The organism is Streptomyces sp. NPDC005551 (assembly GCF_042871785.1).
Taxonomy (GTDB): Bacteria; Actinomycetota; Actinomycetes; order Streptomycetales; family Streptomycetaceae; genus Streptomyces.
Window position 1 is genome coordinate 248,109 of record NZ_JBIAJE010000004.1, and the last position, 17,898, is coordinate 266,006.

At 70.0% G+C, this 17,898-nt stretch carries 13 protein-coding genes and 2 tRNA genes; 11 read left to right on the top strand and 4 right to left on the bottom strand.

Annotated elements, in window-relative coordinates:
• Nucleotides 1-394: 394 nt before the first annotated feature.
• The 8 genes from dnaN to ACFYP4_RS13490 all read left to right on the top strand — a co-directional run bounded on the left by dnaN (nt 395) and on the right by ACFYP4_RS13490 (nt 10,302).
• Nucleotides 395-1,525, top strand: a complete 1,131-nt coding sequence (dnaN, locus tag ACFYP4_RS13455) for a DNA polymerase III subunit beta (protein ID WP_121405006.1) — start codon at nt 395-397, stop codon at nt 1,523-1,525.
• Nucleotides 1,526-1,662: 137 nt separating this feature from the next.
• Nucleotides 1,663-2,541 carry a phosphogluconate dehydrogenase (NAD(+)-dependent, decarboxylating) gene (gene gnd, locus ACFYP4_RS13460; protein ID WP_358855146.1) on the top strand — a complete coding sequence of 293 codons (879 nt, stop codon included), beginning with the start codon at nt 1,663-1,665 and terminating at the stop codon, nt 2,539-2,541.
• Between the two features lie 132 nt (nt 2,542-2,673).
• Nucleotides 2,674-3,798 carry a DNA replication/repair protein RecF gene (gene recF / locus ACFYP4_RS13465; protein ID WP_358855145.1) on the top strand — a complete coding sequence of 375 codons (1,125 nt, stop codon included), beginning with the start codon at nt 2,674-2,676 and terminating at the stop codon, nt 3,796-3,798.
• The gene (locus tag ACFYP4_RS13470; protein WP_358855144.1) at nt 3,795-4,370 is read left to right on the top strand and encodes a DciA family protein; all 576 of its coding nucleotides are present in this window, start codon (nt 3,795-3,797) and stop codon (nt 4,368-4,370) included. The genes recF and ACFYP4_RS13470 overlap by 4 nt, the downstream gene beginning before the upstream one ends.
• A 277-nt stretch (nt 4,371-4,647) precedes the next feature.
• Complete coding sequence (gene gyrB, locus ACFYP4_RS13475) at nt 4,648-6,750, top strand: DNA topoisomerase (ATP-hydrolyzing) subunit B (protein ID WP_358855143.1); 2,103 nt, start codon at nt 4,648-4,650, stop codon at nt 6,748-6,750.
• Nucleotides 6,751-6,792: 42 nt separating this feature from the next.
• Nucleotides 6,793-9,387 (top strand): DNA gyrase subunit A, encoded by a 2,595-nt coding sequence (gyrA, locus tag ACFYP4_RS13480; RefSeq protein ID WP_358855142.1) that lies wholly within the window; start codon nt 6,793-6,795, stop codon nt 9,385-9,387.
• 18 nt (nt 9,388-9,405) lie between these two features.
• A complete protein-coding gene (locus ACFYP4_RS13485) occupies nt 9,406-10,113 on the top strand; it encodes a DUF3566 domain-containing protein (RefSeq protein ID WP_388785286.1) in 708 nt (235 codons plus the stop codon).
• A gap of 112 nt (nt 10,114-10,225) precedes the next feature.
• Nucleotides 10,226-10,302, top strand: a tRNA-Ile gene (locus ACFYP4_RS13490).
• A 474-nt stretch (nt 10,303-10,776) separates the two neighbouring features.
• Here the strand turns inward: ACFYP4_RS13490 and ACFYP4_RS13495 are convergent.
• Nucleotides 10,777-11,133, bottom strand: a complete 357-nt coding sequence (locus ACFYP4_RS13495) for a DUF6344 domain-containing protein (protein ID WP_388785288.1) — start codon at nt 11,131-11,133, stop codon at nt 10,777-10,779.
• A 328-nt stretch (nt 11,134-11,461) separates the two neighbouring features.
• Between ACFYP4_RS13495 and ACFYP4_RS13500 the strand changes: the two genes are divergently transcribed.
• Nucleotides 11,462-11,590 carry a DLW-39 family protein gene (locus tag ACFYP4_RS13500; protein WP_003999697.1) on the top strand — a complete coding sequence of 43 codons (129 nt, stop codon included), beginning with the start codon at nt 11,462-11,464 and terminating at the stop codon, nt 11,588-11,590.
• Between the two features lie 160 nt (nt 11,591-11,750).
• Nucleotides 11,751-13,289, top strand: a complete 1,539-nt coding sequence (locus ACFYP4_RS13505) for a hypothetical protein (protein WP_388785290.1) — start codon at nt 11,751-11,753, stop codon at nt 13,287-13,289.
• A gap of 15 nt (nt 13,290-13,304) precedes the next feature.
• Here the strand turns inward: ACFYP4_RS13505 and ACFYP4_RS13510 are convergent, their stop codons facing one another.
• Nucleotides 13,305-15,299 (bottom strand): protein kinase, encoded by a 1,995-nt coding sequence (locus ACFYP4_RS13510; protein ID WP_388785292.1) that lies wholly within the window; start codon nt 15,297-15,299, stop codon nt 13,305-13,307.
• A 276-nt stretch (nt 15,300-15,575) separates the two neighbouring features.
• Complete coding sequence (locus ACFYP4_RS13515; protein WP_358855135.1) at nt 15,576-16,124, bottom strand: DNA-binding protein; 549 nt, start codon at nt 16,122-16,124, stop codon at nt 15,576-15,578.
• Between the two features lie 182 nt (nt 16,125-16,306).
• Here ACFYP4_RS13515 and ACFYP4_RS13520 point away from each other — a divergent pair.
• Nucleotides 16,307-16,379: transfer RNA gene (locus ACFYP4_RS13520), tRNA-Ala, on the top strand.
• Between the two features lie 555 nt (nt 16,380-16,934).
• On the opposite strand, the gene ACFYP4_RS13525 is transcribed toward ACFYP4_RS13520, so the two are convergent.
• On the bottom strand, nt 16,935-17,633 hold the full coding sequence (locus ACFYP4_RS13525) for a DUF5324 family protein (protein ID WP_358855134.1): 699 nt from the start codon (nt 17,631-17,633) through the stop codon (nt 16,935-16,937).
• Nucleotides 17,634-17,898 lie beyond the last annotated feature (265 nt).

Consider the following 17,898-nt stretch of genomic DNA (forward strand, 5'->3'; position numbering starts at 1 on the left):
TGGGGAGAAGTGCCCCGAGCCTGTGCATCGGGTGTGCAGAACTTTTCCCCGTCCACAGCGAGCCCCGGTTGTCCACCGCCGTCACCCACAGGGCCGGTGGACAAAATTTGCCGTCTGAGCTGCGAAAACGGGGTTATCCACGGTTTCCACAGCCCCTACTACTACTCCCAACTAGAGAGAGCTGGGAATCCGTTCAGAAGAGGGGGCTGTGCACAACTCGGGGTTCGGAGCTCCGGTGCCGCTCGACGCGACTTGACCGAGGGGGGCACCGACTGTCAGTGCGGTGCGTCAGACTGGTCCCCGGTGTCCTTCCCGTCACAGGGACCGACGACACCGAGTCAGACAGCGAAGGCCAGCAGGGCGAGAGCGCCGGCAACAGACGGAGGCGGCAACGGTGAAGATCCGGGTGGAACGCGACGTACTCGCGGAGGCAGTGGCCTGGGCGGCACGCAGCCTCCCGGCCCGTCCACCGGCGCCTGTCCTCGCCGGCCTCCTGCTGAAGGCCGAGGGCGGCTCCCTGAGCCTGTCCAGCTTCGACTACGAGGTCTCCGCGCGGGTCTCGGTGGACGCCGAGATCGACGAGGAGGGCACGGTCCTCGTCTCCGGCCGTCTCCTCGCCGACATCTGCCGCGCCCTCCCCAACCGGCCGGTGGAGATTTCCACAGACGGTGTACGGGCGACGGTGGTCTGCGGATCCTCGCGGTTCACCCTCCACACCCTCCCTGTGGAGGAATACCCGGCGCTGCCCCAGATGCCGTCGGCGACCGGCACCGTCCCCGGCGAGGTGTTCGCCTCGGCGGCCGCCCAGGTGGCCATCGCCGCCGGGCGTGACGACACCCTGCCGGTGCTGACCGGTGTGCGCATCGAGATCGAGGGCGACACGGTCACCCTCGCGTCCACCGACCGCTACCGCTTCGCGGTCCGCGAGTTCCTGTGGAAGCCGGAGAACCCGGAGGCCTCCGCGGTCGCCCTGGTGCCCGCCAAGACGCTCCTGGACACCGCCAAGGCCCTCACGAGCGGCGACAACGTGATCCTGGCCCTGTCCGGATCCGGCGCGGGTGAGGGCCTCATCGGCTTCGAGGGCGCCGGCCGCCGTACGACCACCCGGCTGCTCGAGGGCGACCTGCCGAAGTACCGCACGCTGTTCCCGACGGAGTTCAACTCCATCGCCGTCATCGAGACCGCCCCCTTCGTGGAGGCCGTCAAGCGCGTGGCCCTGGTCGCCGAGCGGAACACGCCGGTGCGGCTCAGCTTCGAGCAGGGAGTGCTCATCCTGGAGGCCGGCTCCAGCGACGACGCACAGGCTGTGGAAAGGGTCGACGCCCAGCTGGAGGGCGACGACATCTCGATCGCCTTCAACCCGACGTTCCTGCTCGACGGTCTGAGCGCCATCGACTCGCCCGTCGCGCAGCTCTCCTTCACGACGTCGACCAAGCCCGCCCTCCTCAGCGGCAGGCCCGCCGTCGACGCCGAGGCGGACGAGGCCTACAAGTACCTGATCATGCCGGTGCGCCTCAGCGGCTGACGCGGCCCGACGAAGTCCGCAGGTGAGGGCGTACGTCTGAGCGGCTATGCCCACAGGTGTGCGTGAGCGTCCGGGTTTAGGCTCGGACGAGGCACGGCAGTGCCCTCACGCCACGTCGCAAACCTAAGGAACAACTGATGGAGCTCGGTCTCGTCGGCCTCGGCAAGATGGGCGGCAACATGCGCGAGCGGATTCGCCGCGCAGGCCACACCGTCATCGGATACGACCGCAACCCGGACGTCGCCGATGTCCACAGCCTGGAAGAGCTTGTGGGCAGGCTCAAGGGCCCGCGTGTGGTGTGGGTGATGGTCCCGGCCGGTGCCGCGACCCAGTCCACCATCGACGAGCTGGCCGCCCTCCTGGAGCCGGGAGACGTCGTCGTGGACGGCGGCAACTCCCGCTGGACCGACGACGAGAAGCACGCCGTCGAGCTGGGCATCAAGGGCATCGGCTTCGTCGACTGCGGAGTCTCCGGCGGGGTGTGGGGCCTGGAGAACGGCTACGCGCTGATGTACGGCGGCTCCGCGGAGAACGTGGCGAAGGTGCAGCCGGTCTTCGACGCCCTCAAGCCCGAGGGCGACTTCGGGTCGGTGCACGCGGGCAAGGTCGGCGCGGGCCACTTCGCGAAGATGGTCCACAACGGCATCGAGTACGCGATGATGCAGGCCTACGCCGAGGGCTGGGAACTGCTGGAGAAGGTCGACTCCGTCACCGACGTGCGTGAGGTCTTCCGGTCCTGGCAGGAGGGCACGGTCATCCGTTCCTGGCTGCTCGACCTCGCCGTCAACGCCCTGGACGACGACGAGCACCTGGACAAGCTCAAGGGGTACGCGGAGGACTCCGGCGAGGGCCGCTGGACCGTCGAGGCGGCCATCGACAACGCGGTGCCGCTGCCGGCGATCACCGCGTCGCTCTTCGCCCGCTTCGCGTCCCGGCAGGACGACTCCCCGCAGATGAAGATGATCGCGGCGCTGCGCAACCAGTTCGGCGGCCACGCCGTGGAGAAGAAGAACTGATCCACACCCTGGGGGCACCGCCTCCCGGGGAACGGCCCGGCTGTCCACAGCCGGGGACGACCGAAGGCCGGGGCGACCCGGCCCTCGGGGAAACACCCGAAGCACCACGTTGGGGGAGGTCGGCGAACGACCATGCACGTCACGCATCTGTCGCTGGCCGACTTCCGCTCGTACGCCCACGTCGAGGTCCCGCTCGACCCGGGCGTCACCGCCTTCGTCGGCCCCAACGGCCAGGGCAAGACGAACCTCGTCGAGGCGGTCGGCTACCTCGCCACCCTCGGCAGCCACCGCGTCTCCTCGGACGCGCCCCTGGTGCGGATGGGCGCCGACCGCGCGATCGTCCGGGCCAACGTGCGGCAGGGGGACCGCCAGCAGCTCGTCGAACTCGAACTGAACCCCGGCAAGGCCAACCGCGCCCGCATCAACAGGTCCTCCCAGGTCAAGCCCCGTGACGTGCTGGGAATCGTCCGGACGGTGCTGTTCGCGCCCGAGGACCTCGCCCTGGTCAAGGGCGACCCCGGCGAGCGGCGGCGGTTCCTGGACGAGATGATCACCGCCCGCTCCCCGCGCATGGCGGGCGTCCGCTCGGACTACGACCGGGTCCTGCGGCAGCGCAACACCCTCCTGAAGTCGGCGGCGCTCGCCCGGCGCCACGGCGGCCGCACCATGGACCTCTCCACCCTCGACGTCTGGGACCAGCACCTCGCGCGCGTGGGCGCCGAGCTGCTCGCCCAGCGCCTCGACCTGGTCGCCGCGGTGCAGCCCCTCGCCGAGAAGGCGTACGAACAGCTGGCACCGGGCGGTGGCCCCGTCGTACTGGAGTACAAGCCGTCCTCCCCGGGGATCGCCGGCCACGCGCGTGAGGAGCTGTACGAGCAGCTGATGGCGGCCCTGCTGGAAGCCCGCAAGCAGGAGATCGAGCGGGGCGTGACCCTGGTGGGCCCCCACCGGGACGAGCTGCTGCTGAAGCTCGGGCAGCTGCCCGCCAAGGGATACGCCTCCCACGGGGAGTCCTGGTCGTTCGCACTGGCGCTGCGCCTTGCCTCGTACGACCTCCTGAGGGCCGAGGGCAACGAGCCGGTACTCGTCCTGGACGACGTGTTCGCCGAGCTGGACACCCGGCGTCGCGAGCGTCTCGCCGAGCTGGTCGCGCCCGGTGAGCAGGTACTCGTGACGGCGGCGGTGGACGACGACGTCCCGGGCGTCCTCGCCGGGACGCGTTTCGCGGTGTCCGAGGGCACGGTGGAGCGCGTATGACGGAAAACACACCGGGCGGGCCGGGAGGCGTTCCCGCCGGGGCATCAGACGACGTGGCCGGGAAGATCCCCGAGCCGTCGGGCGTCGACCTCGCGCGCGTGGCCCTGCGCGCCGCGAAGGAACAGGCACGCGCGCGTGGGGACGCGGCCCAGCAGAAGAAGCAGGTGCGGCGCGGCGCCGGGCTGCGCTCCGGCGCACGCGCCGACGGGCGGGATCCGATGGCGCTCGGCGCCGCCATCAACCGGCTGCTCACCGAGCGCGGCTGGGAGGCCCCGGCGGCGGTGGGCGGGGTCATGGGCCGCTGGCCGCAGATCGTCGGCGCCGACCTGGCCAAGCACTGCGAGCCGCAGAAGTACGACGAGGACGAGCGCGAGCTGATCGTGCAGTGCGACTCCACTGCCTGGGCGACCCAGCTGCGGCTGCTCGCCCCGCAGCTGGTGGCACGGCTGAACCAGGACCTCGGGCACGGTGCGGTCAGGGTGATCAAGGTGCTCGGCCCCGGTGGTCCCGCCCGTCGTTACGGCCCCTTGCGCGCCCCGGGGAGCACGGGTCCCGGCGACACCTACGGGTGACCTGACTCGGCAGTAGCTAGGGGTTGACACCCGGAAGCGCTGAGTGCCTCTGTGAGCCTCTTGGAGCCCCGCTCCGTATATGGGGAGTCGCGAGAGACCGGTTGAGGGCGGCACATGCGGACTCAGGTACCGGCAAACCCCCATCACTGTCGGCGCTACCGGTAGACTGGGAGCGAATCCCGCCCCGCTTGCGGGGACCGTCGGGAAATGGTGTGCAAGGCAGGCTTACCAACGCAACACGCCGCAGCCGCTCCGGCCACCGCCGGAAGCTAGGTTCGTGCTGTGCCAGAAAGGGCGCTTCGTGGCCGATTCCGGCAACCCCAACGAGAACATCGCCGCTACTGAAACGGATGAGGAGGGCAAGGCGCCCCGCGTAGAAGCGCACGCTGGCACAGCTGAGGCCCCGGGCGTGGCGTACGACGCCAACGCCATCACCGTCCTCGAAGGTCTGGACGCGGTCCGCAAGCGGCCCGGTATGTACATCGGTTCGACCGGCGAGCGCGGCCTCCACCACCTCGTGTACGAGGTCGTCGACAACTCCGTCGACGAGGCCCTCGCCGGCCACGCGGACACGATCGAGGTCACGATCCTCGCCGACGGCGGCGTGCGCGTCGTCGACAACGGCCGCGGCATCCCGGTGGGCATCGTCCCGTCCGAGGGCAAGCCGGCCGTCGAGGTCGTGCTGACGGTCCTGCACGCGGGCGGCAAGTTCGGTGGCGGCGGTTACGCGGTCTCCGGTGGTCTGCACGGCGTGGGTGTCTCCGTCGTGAACGCGCTGTCCACGAGGGTCGCCGTCGAGGTCAGGACCGACGGCTACCGCTGGACGCAGGAGTACAAGCTGGGTGTCCCGACGGCTCCGCTCGCCAAGCACGAGGCCACCGACGTGACGGGTACGTCGGTCACCTTCTGGGCCGACGGCGACATCTTCGAGACCACCGACTACTCCTTCGAGACGCTGACGCGGCGCTTCCAGGAGATGGCGTTCCTCAACAAGGGTTTGACCATCAAACTCACCGACGAGCGCGACTCCGCGAAGGCCGTGACGGGCGCGGACGAGGCCGGTGCGGACGAGAACGACGAGGTCAAGACGGTCACGTACCACTACGAGGGCGGCATCGTCGACTTCGTGAAGTACCTGAACTCCCGCAAGGGCGACGTCATCCACCCCACCGTGATCGACATCGAGGCCGAGGACAAGGAGCGCATGCTCTCCCTCGAGGTCGCGATGCAGTGGAACAGCGGTTACAGCGAGGGCGTGTACTCCTTCGCCAACACCATCCACACGCACGAGGGCGGTACGCACGAAGAGGGCTTCCGGGCCGCTCTGACGGGTCTGATCAACCGGTACGCGCGCGACAAGAAGCTGCTGCGCGAGAAGGACGACAACCTCACGGGCGACGACATCCGCGAGGGTCTCACGGCGATCATCTCGATCAAGCTGGGCGAGCCCCAGTTCGAGGGCCAGACCAAGACCAAGCTCGGCAACACCGAGGCGAAGACCTTCGTCCAGAAGGTCGTCCACGAGCACATCAGCGACTGGCTGGACCGCAACCCGAACGAGGCCGCGGACATCATCCGCAAGTCGATCCAGGCGGCCACCGCGCGCGTGGCGGCCCGCAAGGCGCGTGACCTCACCCGCCGCAAGGGTCTCCTGGAGTCGGCGTCCCTGCCGGGCAAGCTCTCCGACTGCCAGTCGAACGACCCCGTCAAGTGCGAGATCTTCATCGTCGAGGGTGACTCCGCCGGCGGCTCGGCCAAGTCCGGCCGCAACCCGCAGTACCAGGCGATCCTCCCGATCCGCGGAAAGATCCTCAACGTCGAGAAGGCGCGGATCGACAAGATCCTGCAGAACCAGGAGATCCAGGCGCTGATCTCCGCCTTCGGCACCGGGGTCCACGAGGACTTCGACATCGAGAAGCTCCGCTATCACAAGATCATCCTGATGGCGGACGCCGACGTCGACGGCCAGCACATCAACACCCTGCTGCTGACATTCCTGTTCCGCTTCATGCGGCCGCTGGTCGAGGCCGGGCACGTGTTCCTGTCCCGTCCGCCGCTGTACAAGATCAAGTGGGGCCGCGACGACTTCGAGTACGCCTACTCGGACCGCGAGCGCGACGCGCTGATCGAGCTGGGCCGCCAGAACGGCAAGCGCACCCGCGACGACTCCGTCCAGCGGTTCAAGGGTCTCGGTGAGATGAACGCCGAGGAACTGCGCATCACCACGATGGACCAGGAGCACCGCGTCCTCGGCCAGGTCACGCTGGACGACGCCGCCCAGGCCGACGACCTGTTCTCGGTCCTGATGGGCGAGGACGTCGAAGCACGCCGCGCGTTCATCCAGCGCAACGCCAAGGACGTCCGCTTCCTCGACATCTGAGTCGGTCTCAGCTGACCGCCGCAGAAAGGATCTTCACCAGCAATGGCCGACGACAACACTCCGAGCATCCCCGACGAAGAGGGCGAGATCGCCCTGCGCGTCGAGCCCGTCGGGCTCGAGACCGAGATGCAGCGCTCCTACCTCGACTACGCGATGTCCGTCATCGTGTCGCGTGCGCTGCCCGACGTACGGGACGGCCTCAAGCCCGTCCACCGCCGCGTCCTGTACGCGATGTACGACGGCGGCTACCGGCCCGAGAAGGGCTTCTACAAGTGCGCCCGCGTCGTCGGCGACGTCATGGGCAACTACCACCCGCACGGCGACTCCTCGATCTACGACGCGCTGGTCCGCCTCGCGCAGCCGTGGTCGATGCGGATGCCGCTGGTGGACTCCAACGGCAACTTCGGATCTCCCGGCAACGACCCGGCGGCCGCCATGCGGTACACCGAGTGCAAGATGATGCCGCTGTCCATGGAGATGGTCCGCGACATCGACGAGGACACCGTCGACTTCACGGACAACTACGACGGGCGCTCCCAGGAACCGACCGTCCTGCCGGCCCGCTTCCCGAACCTGCTGATCAACGGCTCCGCCGGTATCGCGGTCGGCATGGCCACCAACATCCCGCCGCACAACCTGCGCGAGGTCGCGGCCGGCGCCCAGTGGTACCTGGAGAACCCGGAGGCCTCGCACGAGGAGCTCCTGGACGCCCTGATCGAGCGCATCAAGGGCCCCGACTTCCCGAGCGGCGCCCTCGTAGTGGGCCGCAAGGGCATCGAGGAGGCGTACCGCACCGGCCGCGGCTCCATCACGATGCGCGCGGTCGTCGAGGTCGAGGAGATCCAGAACCGCCAGTGCCTGGTGGTCACGGAACTCCCCTACCAGGTGAACCCGGACAACCTCGCGCAGAAGATCGCCGACCTGGTCAAGGACGGCAAGATCGGCGGCATCGCCGACGTCCGCGACGAGACCTCGTCCCGCACCGGCCAGCGCCTCGTCATCGTCCTGAAGCGCGACGCGGTCGCCAAGGTCGTGCTGAACAACCTGTACAAGCACACCGACCTGCAGACGAACTTCGGCGCCAACATGCTGGCGCTCGTCGACGGCGTGCCGCGCACCCTCTCCCTGGACGCGTTCATCCGGCACTGGGTGGCGCACCAGATCGAGGTCATCGTCCGCCGTACGAAGTTCCGGCTGCGCAAGGCCGAGGAGCGCGCGCACATCCTGCGCGGCCTCCTGAAGGCCCTGGACGCCATCGACGAGGTCATCGCGCTGATCCGGCGCAGCGACACCGTCGACATCGCGCGCGAGGGCCTGATGGGGCTCCTGGAGATCGACGAGATCCAGGCCAACGCCATCCTCGAAATGCAGCTGCGCCGACTGGCCGCCCTGGAGCGCCAGAAGATCATCCAGGAGCATGACGAGCTCCAGGCCAAGATCCGCGAGTACAACGAGATCCTCGCCTCGCCGGTGCGTCAGCGCGGCATCATCAGCGAGGAACTCAACGCGATCGTCGAGAAGTTCGGTGACGACCGCCGCTCCAAGCTGGTCCCCTTCGACGGCGACATGTCCATGGAGGACCTGATCGCCGAAGAGGACATCGTCGTCACCATCACGCGCGGTGGTTACATCAAGCGGACCAAGACCGAGGACTACCGCTCGCAGAAGCGCGGCGGCAAGGGCGTGCGCGGCACGAAGCTGAAGCAGGACGACATCGTCGACCACTTCTTCGTGTCGACGACGCACCACTGGCTGCTGTTCTTCACGAACAAGGGCCGCGTCTACCGCGCGAAGGCCTACGAACTGCCGGACGCCGGCCGTGAGGCACGCGGCCAGCACGTCGCGAACCTGCTCGCCTTCCAGCCCGACGAGGCGATCGCCGAGATCCTGGCGATCCGCGACTACGAGGCGGCGCCCTACCTGGTCCTCGCGACCAAGGGCGGTCTGGTCAAGAAGACGTCTCTGAAGGATTACGACTCGCCGCGTTCGGGTGGTGTCATCGCGATCAATCTCCGCGAGACGGAGAGCGGTTCCGATGATGAACTGATCGGTGCGGAGCTGGTCTCGGCCGAGGACGATCTGCTGCTGATCAGCAAGAAGGCGCAGTCGATCCGGTTCACCGCTACGGATGACGCGTTGCGCCCGATGGGCCGCGCCACCTCGGGTGTGAAGGGCATGAGTTTCCGTGCGGGGGACGAGCTGCTCTCGATGAATGTTGTTCGACCCGGTACGTTCGTGTTCACTGCTACGGACGGCGGGTACGCGAAGCGGACCGCTGTCGACGAGTACCGCGTTCAGGGTCGCGGCGGCCTGGGCATCAAGGCCGCCAAGATCGTCGAGGACCGCGGCTCCCTCGTCGGCGCGCTGGTGGTCGAGGAAACCGACGAGATCCTCGCCATCACTCTGTCCGGCGGTGTGATTCGCACGCGAGTCAACGAGGTCAGGGAGACGGGCCGTGACACCATGGGCGTCCAACTGATCAACCTGGGCAAGCGCGATGCCGTGGTCGGTATCGCTCGGAACGCCGAGGCCGGTCGCGAGGCGGAGGAAGTCGACGGCGTGGACGCCGACGACGAGTCCGCCGAGGTCGTCGCGGCCGCGGGAACGGACGAGGGCGAGCAGTCCCCGGCCGAGTAGCGCGAGGAGTGAGTCATCGTGAGCGGAGCCACGGGCGCCGGAACGACCGGTAAGGAAACGGACGGCGGCCGTGGCTCCGCCACTGATGGCGCCGACTCCCATGACTCTCATGGATCCCAGGGGGGAACTGTGACGGACACCCGAGGCCCGCAGGCTCAGCAGTACGCGGCCGGAGCGGGCCCGGCGGCTCCGGACACACCGGCGTCGGGGACACCCTCGCCGGCCGCTGCCACCGCGCTGCCGGGTGAACGGCAGCCGCAGCAGGCGGCGGGGCCCTACCACCCGCCGCAGGCCTACCAGCCGGCTCCGGCCGGCGCGGTGCGCCGCCCGCGGACCGGTGCGCGCACGACGCCGCGTACCCGTAAGGCGCGGCTTCGCGTGGCCAAGGCCGACCCCTGGTCGGTGATGAAGGTCAGCTTCCTGCTCTCCATCGCGCTCGGCATCTGCACGATCGTCGCCGCCGCGGTGCTGTGGATGGTCATGGACGCGATGGGCGTCTTCTCGACCGTCGGCGGCACGATCTCCGAGGCCACCGGTTCGAACGAGTCCAACGGCTTCGACCTCCAGTCGTTCCTCTCGCTGCCGCACGTCCTGATGTTCACGACGATCATCGCGGTCATCGACGTCGTCCTCGCCACGGCGCTGGCGACCCTCGGCGCGTTCATCTACAACCTCTCCGCGGGCTTTGTCGGAGGCGTCGAGCTGACCCTGGCCGAGGACGAGTAGCAGCGCCTCCTCGGGGCCGTCCCCGGGGGCCGGGACACCGATTTTGGGACTGGCCGCGTCGTGCGCTAATCTTCAGAGGTCAGCGCGCGGGACATACACCGCAGAGCGCGGCGGGGCTATAGCTCAGTTGGTTAGAGCGCATCCCTGATAAGGATGAGGCCACAGGTTCAAATCCTGTTAGCCCCACCAGCACGAAGGCCCGCAGGCGAATCGCCTGCGGGCCTTCGGCATGTCCGGGGTGGCCCCGGTGGATGAAACACCGGCCGTTGACTGGCGGTTCTCCGCCGGATGGGCTTCCTCGTCGTTGGGGCAGGGCCCCGTCGCACGACGCTGATCGGGACCTGCGTCCGGGGGATGAACCGTCCGTCGGGACTTGTCGGCGCGGCGCCGACCACCCGGCACACCGTGTTCCGGCCGGGCCGCTGCTGTCGGGCCCTGCCGGCTGGACTGTTGCTGTCCGGCCCGTCGCCGTCCAAGCGCTGCTGTCTGTCCGGCAGCTGCTGTCCGGCAGCTGCTGTCCGGTAGCTGCTGTCCGGACCGTCGCTGTGCCGGCATGGCGAAGGCCCGGCGACTCATCCGAGTCGCCGGGCCTTTTGCCCTGTGTGGCTTTGTACGCAAGTTCGCCGCTACGTCAGGGGCGTGCCTGGTGGTGGTGCCGCGTGCTCAGCGCTGAAGAGGTGTGGCGGGCTCCGTATCGGCATCAGCGGACGACTCGGTGTCGCAGAGGGCGTCCGGGTCGGCGTCGGCATCGTCGTCAGTCGCGCGGTGGCGGCAGCTCGGTGAGGAACCGTGAGCCTCGGCGTGGATGCGCTGCTTCATGGTGGGGGGCAGTGACCTGCTGGAGGACCAGGCCCAGGGGGACGCCGTCGGCAGACTCACGTCGGCGCTCGTGTTGCGCGGCGTCTCGGCCTGGGGTACCGCCGCGGCGGCGACGGTGGTGATGAGTCCGAGCGTCGTGCACAGCGCCAGGAAGGCGGTGACGATGACGTTCCACAGCTTCATGACCTTGTTCTGGGCCACGGCCCCTCACTTTCGGGTTGGGCGATTTGCGTACTTTCCTCATGATGTGTATGAGCGCCGCGAAGTGGTGGACCGACGCCCGTGGCGCGTCGATGTTCAGATGAACACCACCCGGATGGGTGCAGGAAGCCCGGAAACGCAGAAAGAGCCATGAAAAGTCACAGTGTGTGATGAGTTGTCACCCTGTGAATGAGGTGCCTCGCCGTGGCTCCTACTGGGGCGTACGGGGCGGGAGTTGGGGGCCGACGCAGGTCACCGATCGGTATCGGCCGGTGTGTATAGTCGGGCGCCAGAGGTCCCCTACGTCAAGGAAAGACGAGGTCGCGCGGTGAAGAAGCTTCTCCTGGTCGCACTGGCCGCCATCGGCGGTCTCCTCGTGTACCGCCAGATCCAGGCGGATCGCGCCGAGCAGGATCTGTGGACGGAGGCGACTGACTCCGTGCCCACGGGTTCCTGAGGAGTACCAGTCTCAGACAGACCCCGGCCGTTCCTACGGCCGGGGTTTTGTGTTGTCGCGACGTCCTCCGGTCCGGGGCCAGTGCGGTGGCGGGCGTGGGGAGTTTCGTTTCGGCCGCTCCTGCGCAGAGCGCGGGCGCCCCGGCAGTGCGCGGGGCAGGATGGGCGCCACGGTCCGGGGCTACGACGAGGGGTGGCGCGTGATGGGGCGGCGCACGGCGGGGCGGCGCGCGGGGCCACGGCGCGGCCGGACACCGGTGGCGGTGGTGGCGGTGCTGTGCACGGCCGGGGCGTTGGGCGTCACGGCGGCGGTGCCGGGGCAGGCGGCGGCGACACCGTTCACGGTCGGCGCGGGCCACGGCCTTGGTGAGGGCGCCCGTACGGAGACCGTGTCCGGGTCCCCCGCGCTGGGGGCGCCGTTGCTGTCGTCGGCCGGCGACCCGGATCCGTACGGCTTCGCCGAGGACGCCAGGACGGTCGAGGGCGTCGACGGCACCACCGGGGCGGTCCGCCTGGAGCCCGGCGGGACGTACCGGAGTTCCATCGCGAAGGACGGAAAGCTCTACTACCGCCTGGAACTCGACGCCGTGTCGAACGCGTACGTCTCCGTCACGGCCGTTCCCGCGCCGGGAAGCGAGGTCTCCGCGGCCGACGGCATCAAGGTGTCCGTCCAGGAGGCCGACGGCTCGACCTGCTCCGCCAAGGCCGCCCACATCGGCGCCACCCAGAGCCCGCACCCCGTCGCCGCCTCGGCGTTCCGCGAGATCGGCCGCACCGAGTACGTGTGCCAGGAGGCGGGGACGTACTACGCGGTCGTCGAGCGCAGCGGCCCGCCCGTTTCCGCCTCGGACGACTGGGACCTGGAGCTGGGTTATACGACGGAGCCGCGGCTGCGGCAGGCCGGTGCGACGAACGCTCCCCGCACCTGGAACTCCGTTCCGCCGCAGGCCCTCCAGGGTGAGCCCCGGCGCCGCCCGGGCGGTACGGGCTTCAGTACGGCCGTGCCGCTCGGAGAGGGCGTCTGGCGGACCGGCCTCGAAGCCGGCCGGACGCTCTTCTACAAGGTGCCCCTCGACTGGGGACAGCAGCTGTACGCGACCGCCGAGCTCGGCAGCACGGACAGCGGCGGCCGCTACGTCGGCACCGCGCTGAGCGTGGCGCTCTACAACCCCGTGCGGGGCTTCGTCGAGGACGTGGGTACCGGGTACGGAGGCAGTCGGCGGCAGGCCGTCCTGCCCGCGCCGGCACCGGTCGCGTACGAGAACCGCTACGCGATCAGCGCCCGGACGAGCGGGATGCGGTTCGCCGGTTCGTACTACCTCGTGCTGCACCTGGGGGCGCGGGTCGCCGAGAAGTCCGGCGGCGCACCGCTCGACCTGACGCTGCGCGTGCGGGTGAGCGGCGAGGCGCGGGGCGGTCCGGCCTACGCGGGGCGCTCCGTGCCGCGTGACGCCTTCGAGGTCACGTCGGAGGACCGTGCGGAGGCGGCGGGTGCCGTGGCGGGCGCCTCGGCGGGCGGTGGCGCCGACGGCAGCGGCGGTGGGAGTGCCGGCAGCGGTGACCCCGTGATGAAGTGGGTCGCCGCCACGGGAATCGGCTCCGGCTGCGCGCTGACACTGACGCTCGCCGGGTGGACGGCGGTGGCACGACGGCGCGGGAGTGCGGCGCGTGCGGGGACCGCTCGTACCCCAGGCGGCTGAGCCGGGACCGTCCGCTCAGATCCGCGCCAGTGCCCAGAAGCCCACGGCGAAGCAGATGAGCGCGAGCAGCAGCATGGGGACGGCCACCTTCGCGGGCGGTCCCGGACGCCTGGTGCGGTGCCGCGGGGCCGACTGCGACGGCCGTGCGAGCCGCGGTGGCCGGTCGGTGGACGCGCCGGCCGGGGCGAACGTGTGCTGCGGCATCGCGGTCATGGGGGCCGTCGGCTGGTGACGGGTGGCGACATGCGTGGGTGCGAAGGGGAGAGCGTGGACGGGGACCGGCGTCGGCAGCTCCACCGGTGCCGGCGGAGTGTGCGGGGGCGTGGGAGAGGCTGACCGGGGCTGAGAGGCCGCCGCCTGCGTCCGGGGCGGCGGCAGGTGGAAGCTTCCGGTGTCCGACATGCTGGGCGGCTGCGGCTGCGGCTGCGGCTGCGGGGGTGTGGTGTCGGGGTGGGGGAGGGGCGGCGTCCGGTCCGGGGGCCGCCAGGTGCCGGAGTGCGGCGTCGGGTCGGGGTGCGCGCGGGGCAGCTGTGGGGGTACGGGTTCCGTGGCCGGGCGGGGAGGTATCGCGCCCTTGTCGGAGTCCCTGTAGGAGTGCGCGTACCCGGTGTCGGTCCCGGCGTCCGGCGGCGCCGAGCCGGGGCCGGACGCCGGGGTTCCGGTGTGGGGGCCGGACTGCGGCACAGGCGCCCCGGTGCCGGCTCGCGGACGCGCGGTGCCTGCACCGGGGTGTGAAGGAACGTTTCCCGCGCCCGGGAGTGGAGGCACGTCCCAGGCGCCGGGGAGCGAGGGCGCGGCCGTCGCGGGAAAGCGGGGCGCTGCGCCGGGGGTGGGACGGTGAGGCACGCCGCCGGTGCCCGGATACGGGGGCGTCGCGCCACCGCCCGGATACGGGGGGAACGTGCCGCTGTCGGGCGGCGGGGGCGTCGCTGCGCCGCCGGCGTGCGGCGGGAGCGTGCCGCCGGTGGGGTGCGGTGTCGCGCCCGGGCCCGGGTACGGGGGTGCGGAGCCGGGGAACGAAGGGGGCGCATAGTGCGCACCGGGGCCCGTCCGTGGTGGTGTCGTGTTCATGGCATCGGGAGACACTGCACCCGGGTGGGTGGCGAGGCCCGTCACCCCCGGCGCTCTCCGGAGGGGTCCCTCGGGTCCGAATCCCGTGGGCAGCGGCCCCACTTGGTCGAAGACCTCGACGAGTTCGTCGTCGGGGCCGGGTTCGGGCAGCAGCTCGACGGCCGAGGCGAGGGCCTTGCGTGCCCCCGTCGCGGTACGGAACCGCGCGTCCGGATCGGGTTGCAGCAGAGTCGCCACGACCTGCCACAGCGGGTCGGGGATGCTCTGCGGCGCCCGGGGTGTGCCGTGCGCCGCGAAGTGCTCGATCAGCGCCTTGGCGTCGGGCCTGGCACCTTCCAGCAGATAGAGGGCGACCAGTCCCACGGCGAACAGATCTGCCGGGAAGTCGGGATCGGCCCCCGTCATCTGCTCGGGCGCGAGGTAACCGGGCGTGCCCACCACGTAGTTGGTCTCTGTCAGCCGTGGCTCGCCGAGACGCATGGCGATGCCGAAGTCGGAGAGACGCAGCCGCGGCCGGGCCGTGCCGGTGGCTTCCAGGAGCACGTTGGCGGGCTTGATGTCACGGTGCACCACCCCTTCCGCGTGCACGGCGGCGAGCCCCGCGAGGAGCTGGTCGAGCAGAGTGCAGACGAAGAGCGGCGGCAACGGGCCGTAGTCGCCGATGAGATGGACCAGCGAACCTCCGGCCACCAGGTCCATCGTGAACAGGACCTTGTCGTCGTCGGCGGCCCAACTGGCCGGCGCGAGCACATGGGGGTGATCGATCCGCAGCGCCTGCTCACGCACGAAACGCAGCAGCGAGTGCGCGTCGCTCTGCTGCAGGACCTTGGCGGCCACGTACCGGCGCCGCCGGTGGTCCCAGGCGCGCCAGACGGCACCGACTCCCCCGCGCCCGATCGGGTCGGCCAGTTCGTACCGGCCGGCGAAGACCTCACCCATGGTCGTGCCTCGCTCCCCCTTCGGCGTTCGGCCGGACGGCCTCGTGCGAGCCCGGCTCGCTGGAGCTCGTCGGACTGCACGGGCCCCGGGGCACTTCGCGGCGCCCCGCCTCCGCTGTCCTTGCAGGCCGGCGGCCCCGTCCCCGGTGCCGGGTCCCCGGGCCGTCCGGCGATGCCCTTGGTGCGCGTTCCCGTGAGGTGCCCGGCTGCCCGCCTCTCCATGGCAGAAAGTCCGGCGGACCTTCGGCCGCGGGTCGTCGGCGGCCGGGCGGCCGGCTCAGTTCTGGTGGGACTGGTAGTGCGTCACCGCGTCCGAGGTACGGCCCGCGCCGTACACCCGGAGGAACTCTGCCAGTTCCGGGTGGGTCGGGGCGAGGGTGTCCGCTGCTTCGATGATGTCCCCGGCCGCCGCCACCGAGCGCAGCAGCGACTGGATCTCGCGCACCACCCGCTTGACCGTGGGGGCTCCCGAACTGCTGGTCGTCTGCGTGGTGTTGCTGAGCACCGAGCCCCCCTGGGACTTCTTGATCTCGTCCATCCGGTCGGTCGCCTCGGCCGCGCTGACACTGCCGTCCGCGACCTGCCCGGCGAGATCCTGGAGCAACTGCACGCGCTGAACCACCGCGGGGTTGCCGATCTTGGCCCGCTGGCCGCTCATCAGCTGCGACAGCATGGGGGCGGACAGCCCCAGCACCCCGGCGAGACGCGCCTGGTTGAGACCCAGATCGTCGATGAGCCTACGGAAGAGCGCCCCCAGCGGCTCCCCGTACCAGTTCCGCTGCAGCTCCCGGGCTCTTGCGGTCGCTTCCTGCTGTGCGGCGTCCATTGCGTCTCCCCATCGCTTCCCCAAGTACGGCGGTTCGCTGCCGCGAACCACGCCGAGCATCTTACGGAGAGTGGTCGTGCACGGGGACCCCCAATCTTTTTGCGAGATCCCGGGGGTGACCCGGTACTCTGGTCTGCGGCGCCCGCCGGTGCGAGATTTCTCCGGTCGGACGTTCCTCTTCCGGGGCCTTAGCTCAGTTGGTAGAGCGCTGTCTTTGCATGGCAGATGTCAGGGGTTCGACTCCCCTAGGCTCCACATCTCGGACCGGTCAGTCGCCCTTCGCGGGCGGCTGGCCGGTTTTTCGTATGCCCGGGTTCACCGTCCGCCGAGGGGCGTGCGGCGAGGAGTCCGGAGCGGCTGTTCCGGTTTGCGGTGACGTGCGTCACAAATGCACGCTTTGCTGTCGTTGCATTTATTTGTGCAAACGCTGCTGGAAAGTCGTGGTCCGCGAGGCCGTCGAGTCGGTGTGCGAGGTGGTGGGGGCCCTGCGGTGGTTGAAGAGGGGGCCATGTGGGGGTGGGGGTGAGCCGAACCCGGTAACCGGCGCGATGCGCTCCGTTAAGGGGTTTGTGTGGACGTCATGTGTGCGGGACATTGCAAACGTCATCGCGACCGGAGCCGTAAACGGCAATGTTCGGGGCGGTACGGGTGCGCGCTGGTGTGCCGCCGGAAATCTCAGGTGCGTCCCGGTGTTCCGACGGCGGCTCTCCGGCCGCGGGCGTCATGTTCCACGTGAAACAACGCCGTGGGGCAGAAGACTCTCAAGTCTTCTGCCCCACGGCGTTGTTGAGGCCGGCGCGGTGACCGGGATCAGCGGAGATCGTCGCGGTCCGCCGATTCCTCCTCGGCCTGCTTGGCCTGAACCTCGGGGTCCAGGGCGGCCTGGCTGCCGTCGACGGCCGACAGGCCACCGCTGTCGGGCACTTCGGTGGCGGCGGGGGGCTCGACCAGCCAGTCCGGGTTGGCCTGCTTGTCCCACCACTTCCAGGCGGCGTAGGCGCCGCCCGTGACGAGACCCAGCACGGCAAGTCCCTTGGCGAGACGGCCGGCTCGGGCCCGCCGCTGCTGCTTGCGGACCAGCTTCTGGATCTGCTGGGGCGAGACCTGGCCGCGCAGTGCGGCCAGTGCGGCAGCTCCGCGTGCCGCGGCCTCCTTGCTCGCGGGCTGAGCCGCCGCTACGGCCTGGTCGATCCTCGGCTTCGAGTACTCGGCGGCCTGGCGAGCGGCCCTGCGCGTGCGGACCGCGGCGTCATGCGCGGCCTGGTCGACCTTCGGCGGGACGTGCGAAAGGGCCTGTTCCAGGCGCGGCGCGAGATGGGCGTCGTACTGGACGCGGGCCTGGTCGGCGGCCAGCGACACCTTCGGCGCAAGCCGTACGCGTGCCTCGTTTGCGTAGTGTGCGGCCCTGTCCTTGGCCGTGTCGGCGTAGGGCGCCACCACTTCCGCGGCGTGCAGCACGCTGTCCTTTGCCGAGCCGGTCGCGGCGCGCACGCTGTCAATGCGGGTCACGGGTTTCCTCCTCCTCGGTGGCGTACGGTATTTCACCTTTCCGCCCTTATCGGGATCATGCCCGTCCATGGCCTCCGGAGCATGTGAGGACAGGCATCCGGGTCACGGACACCCCCCTCCCGGGCGAGCCTGGAGCAGACGCCGATCAGGGGACGATCAAACGACTGACAGGCGACGATCAGGTCCCATGGATGTAATACAGGGCGGCAGGAGCTTGCCGACGACAATGCCACGGATCGTCGCGACGCGCCCCCGTCTGGGAGGA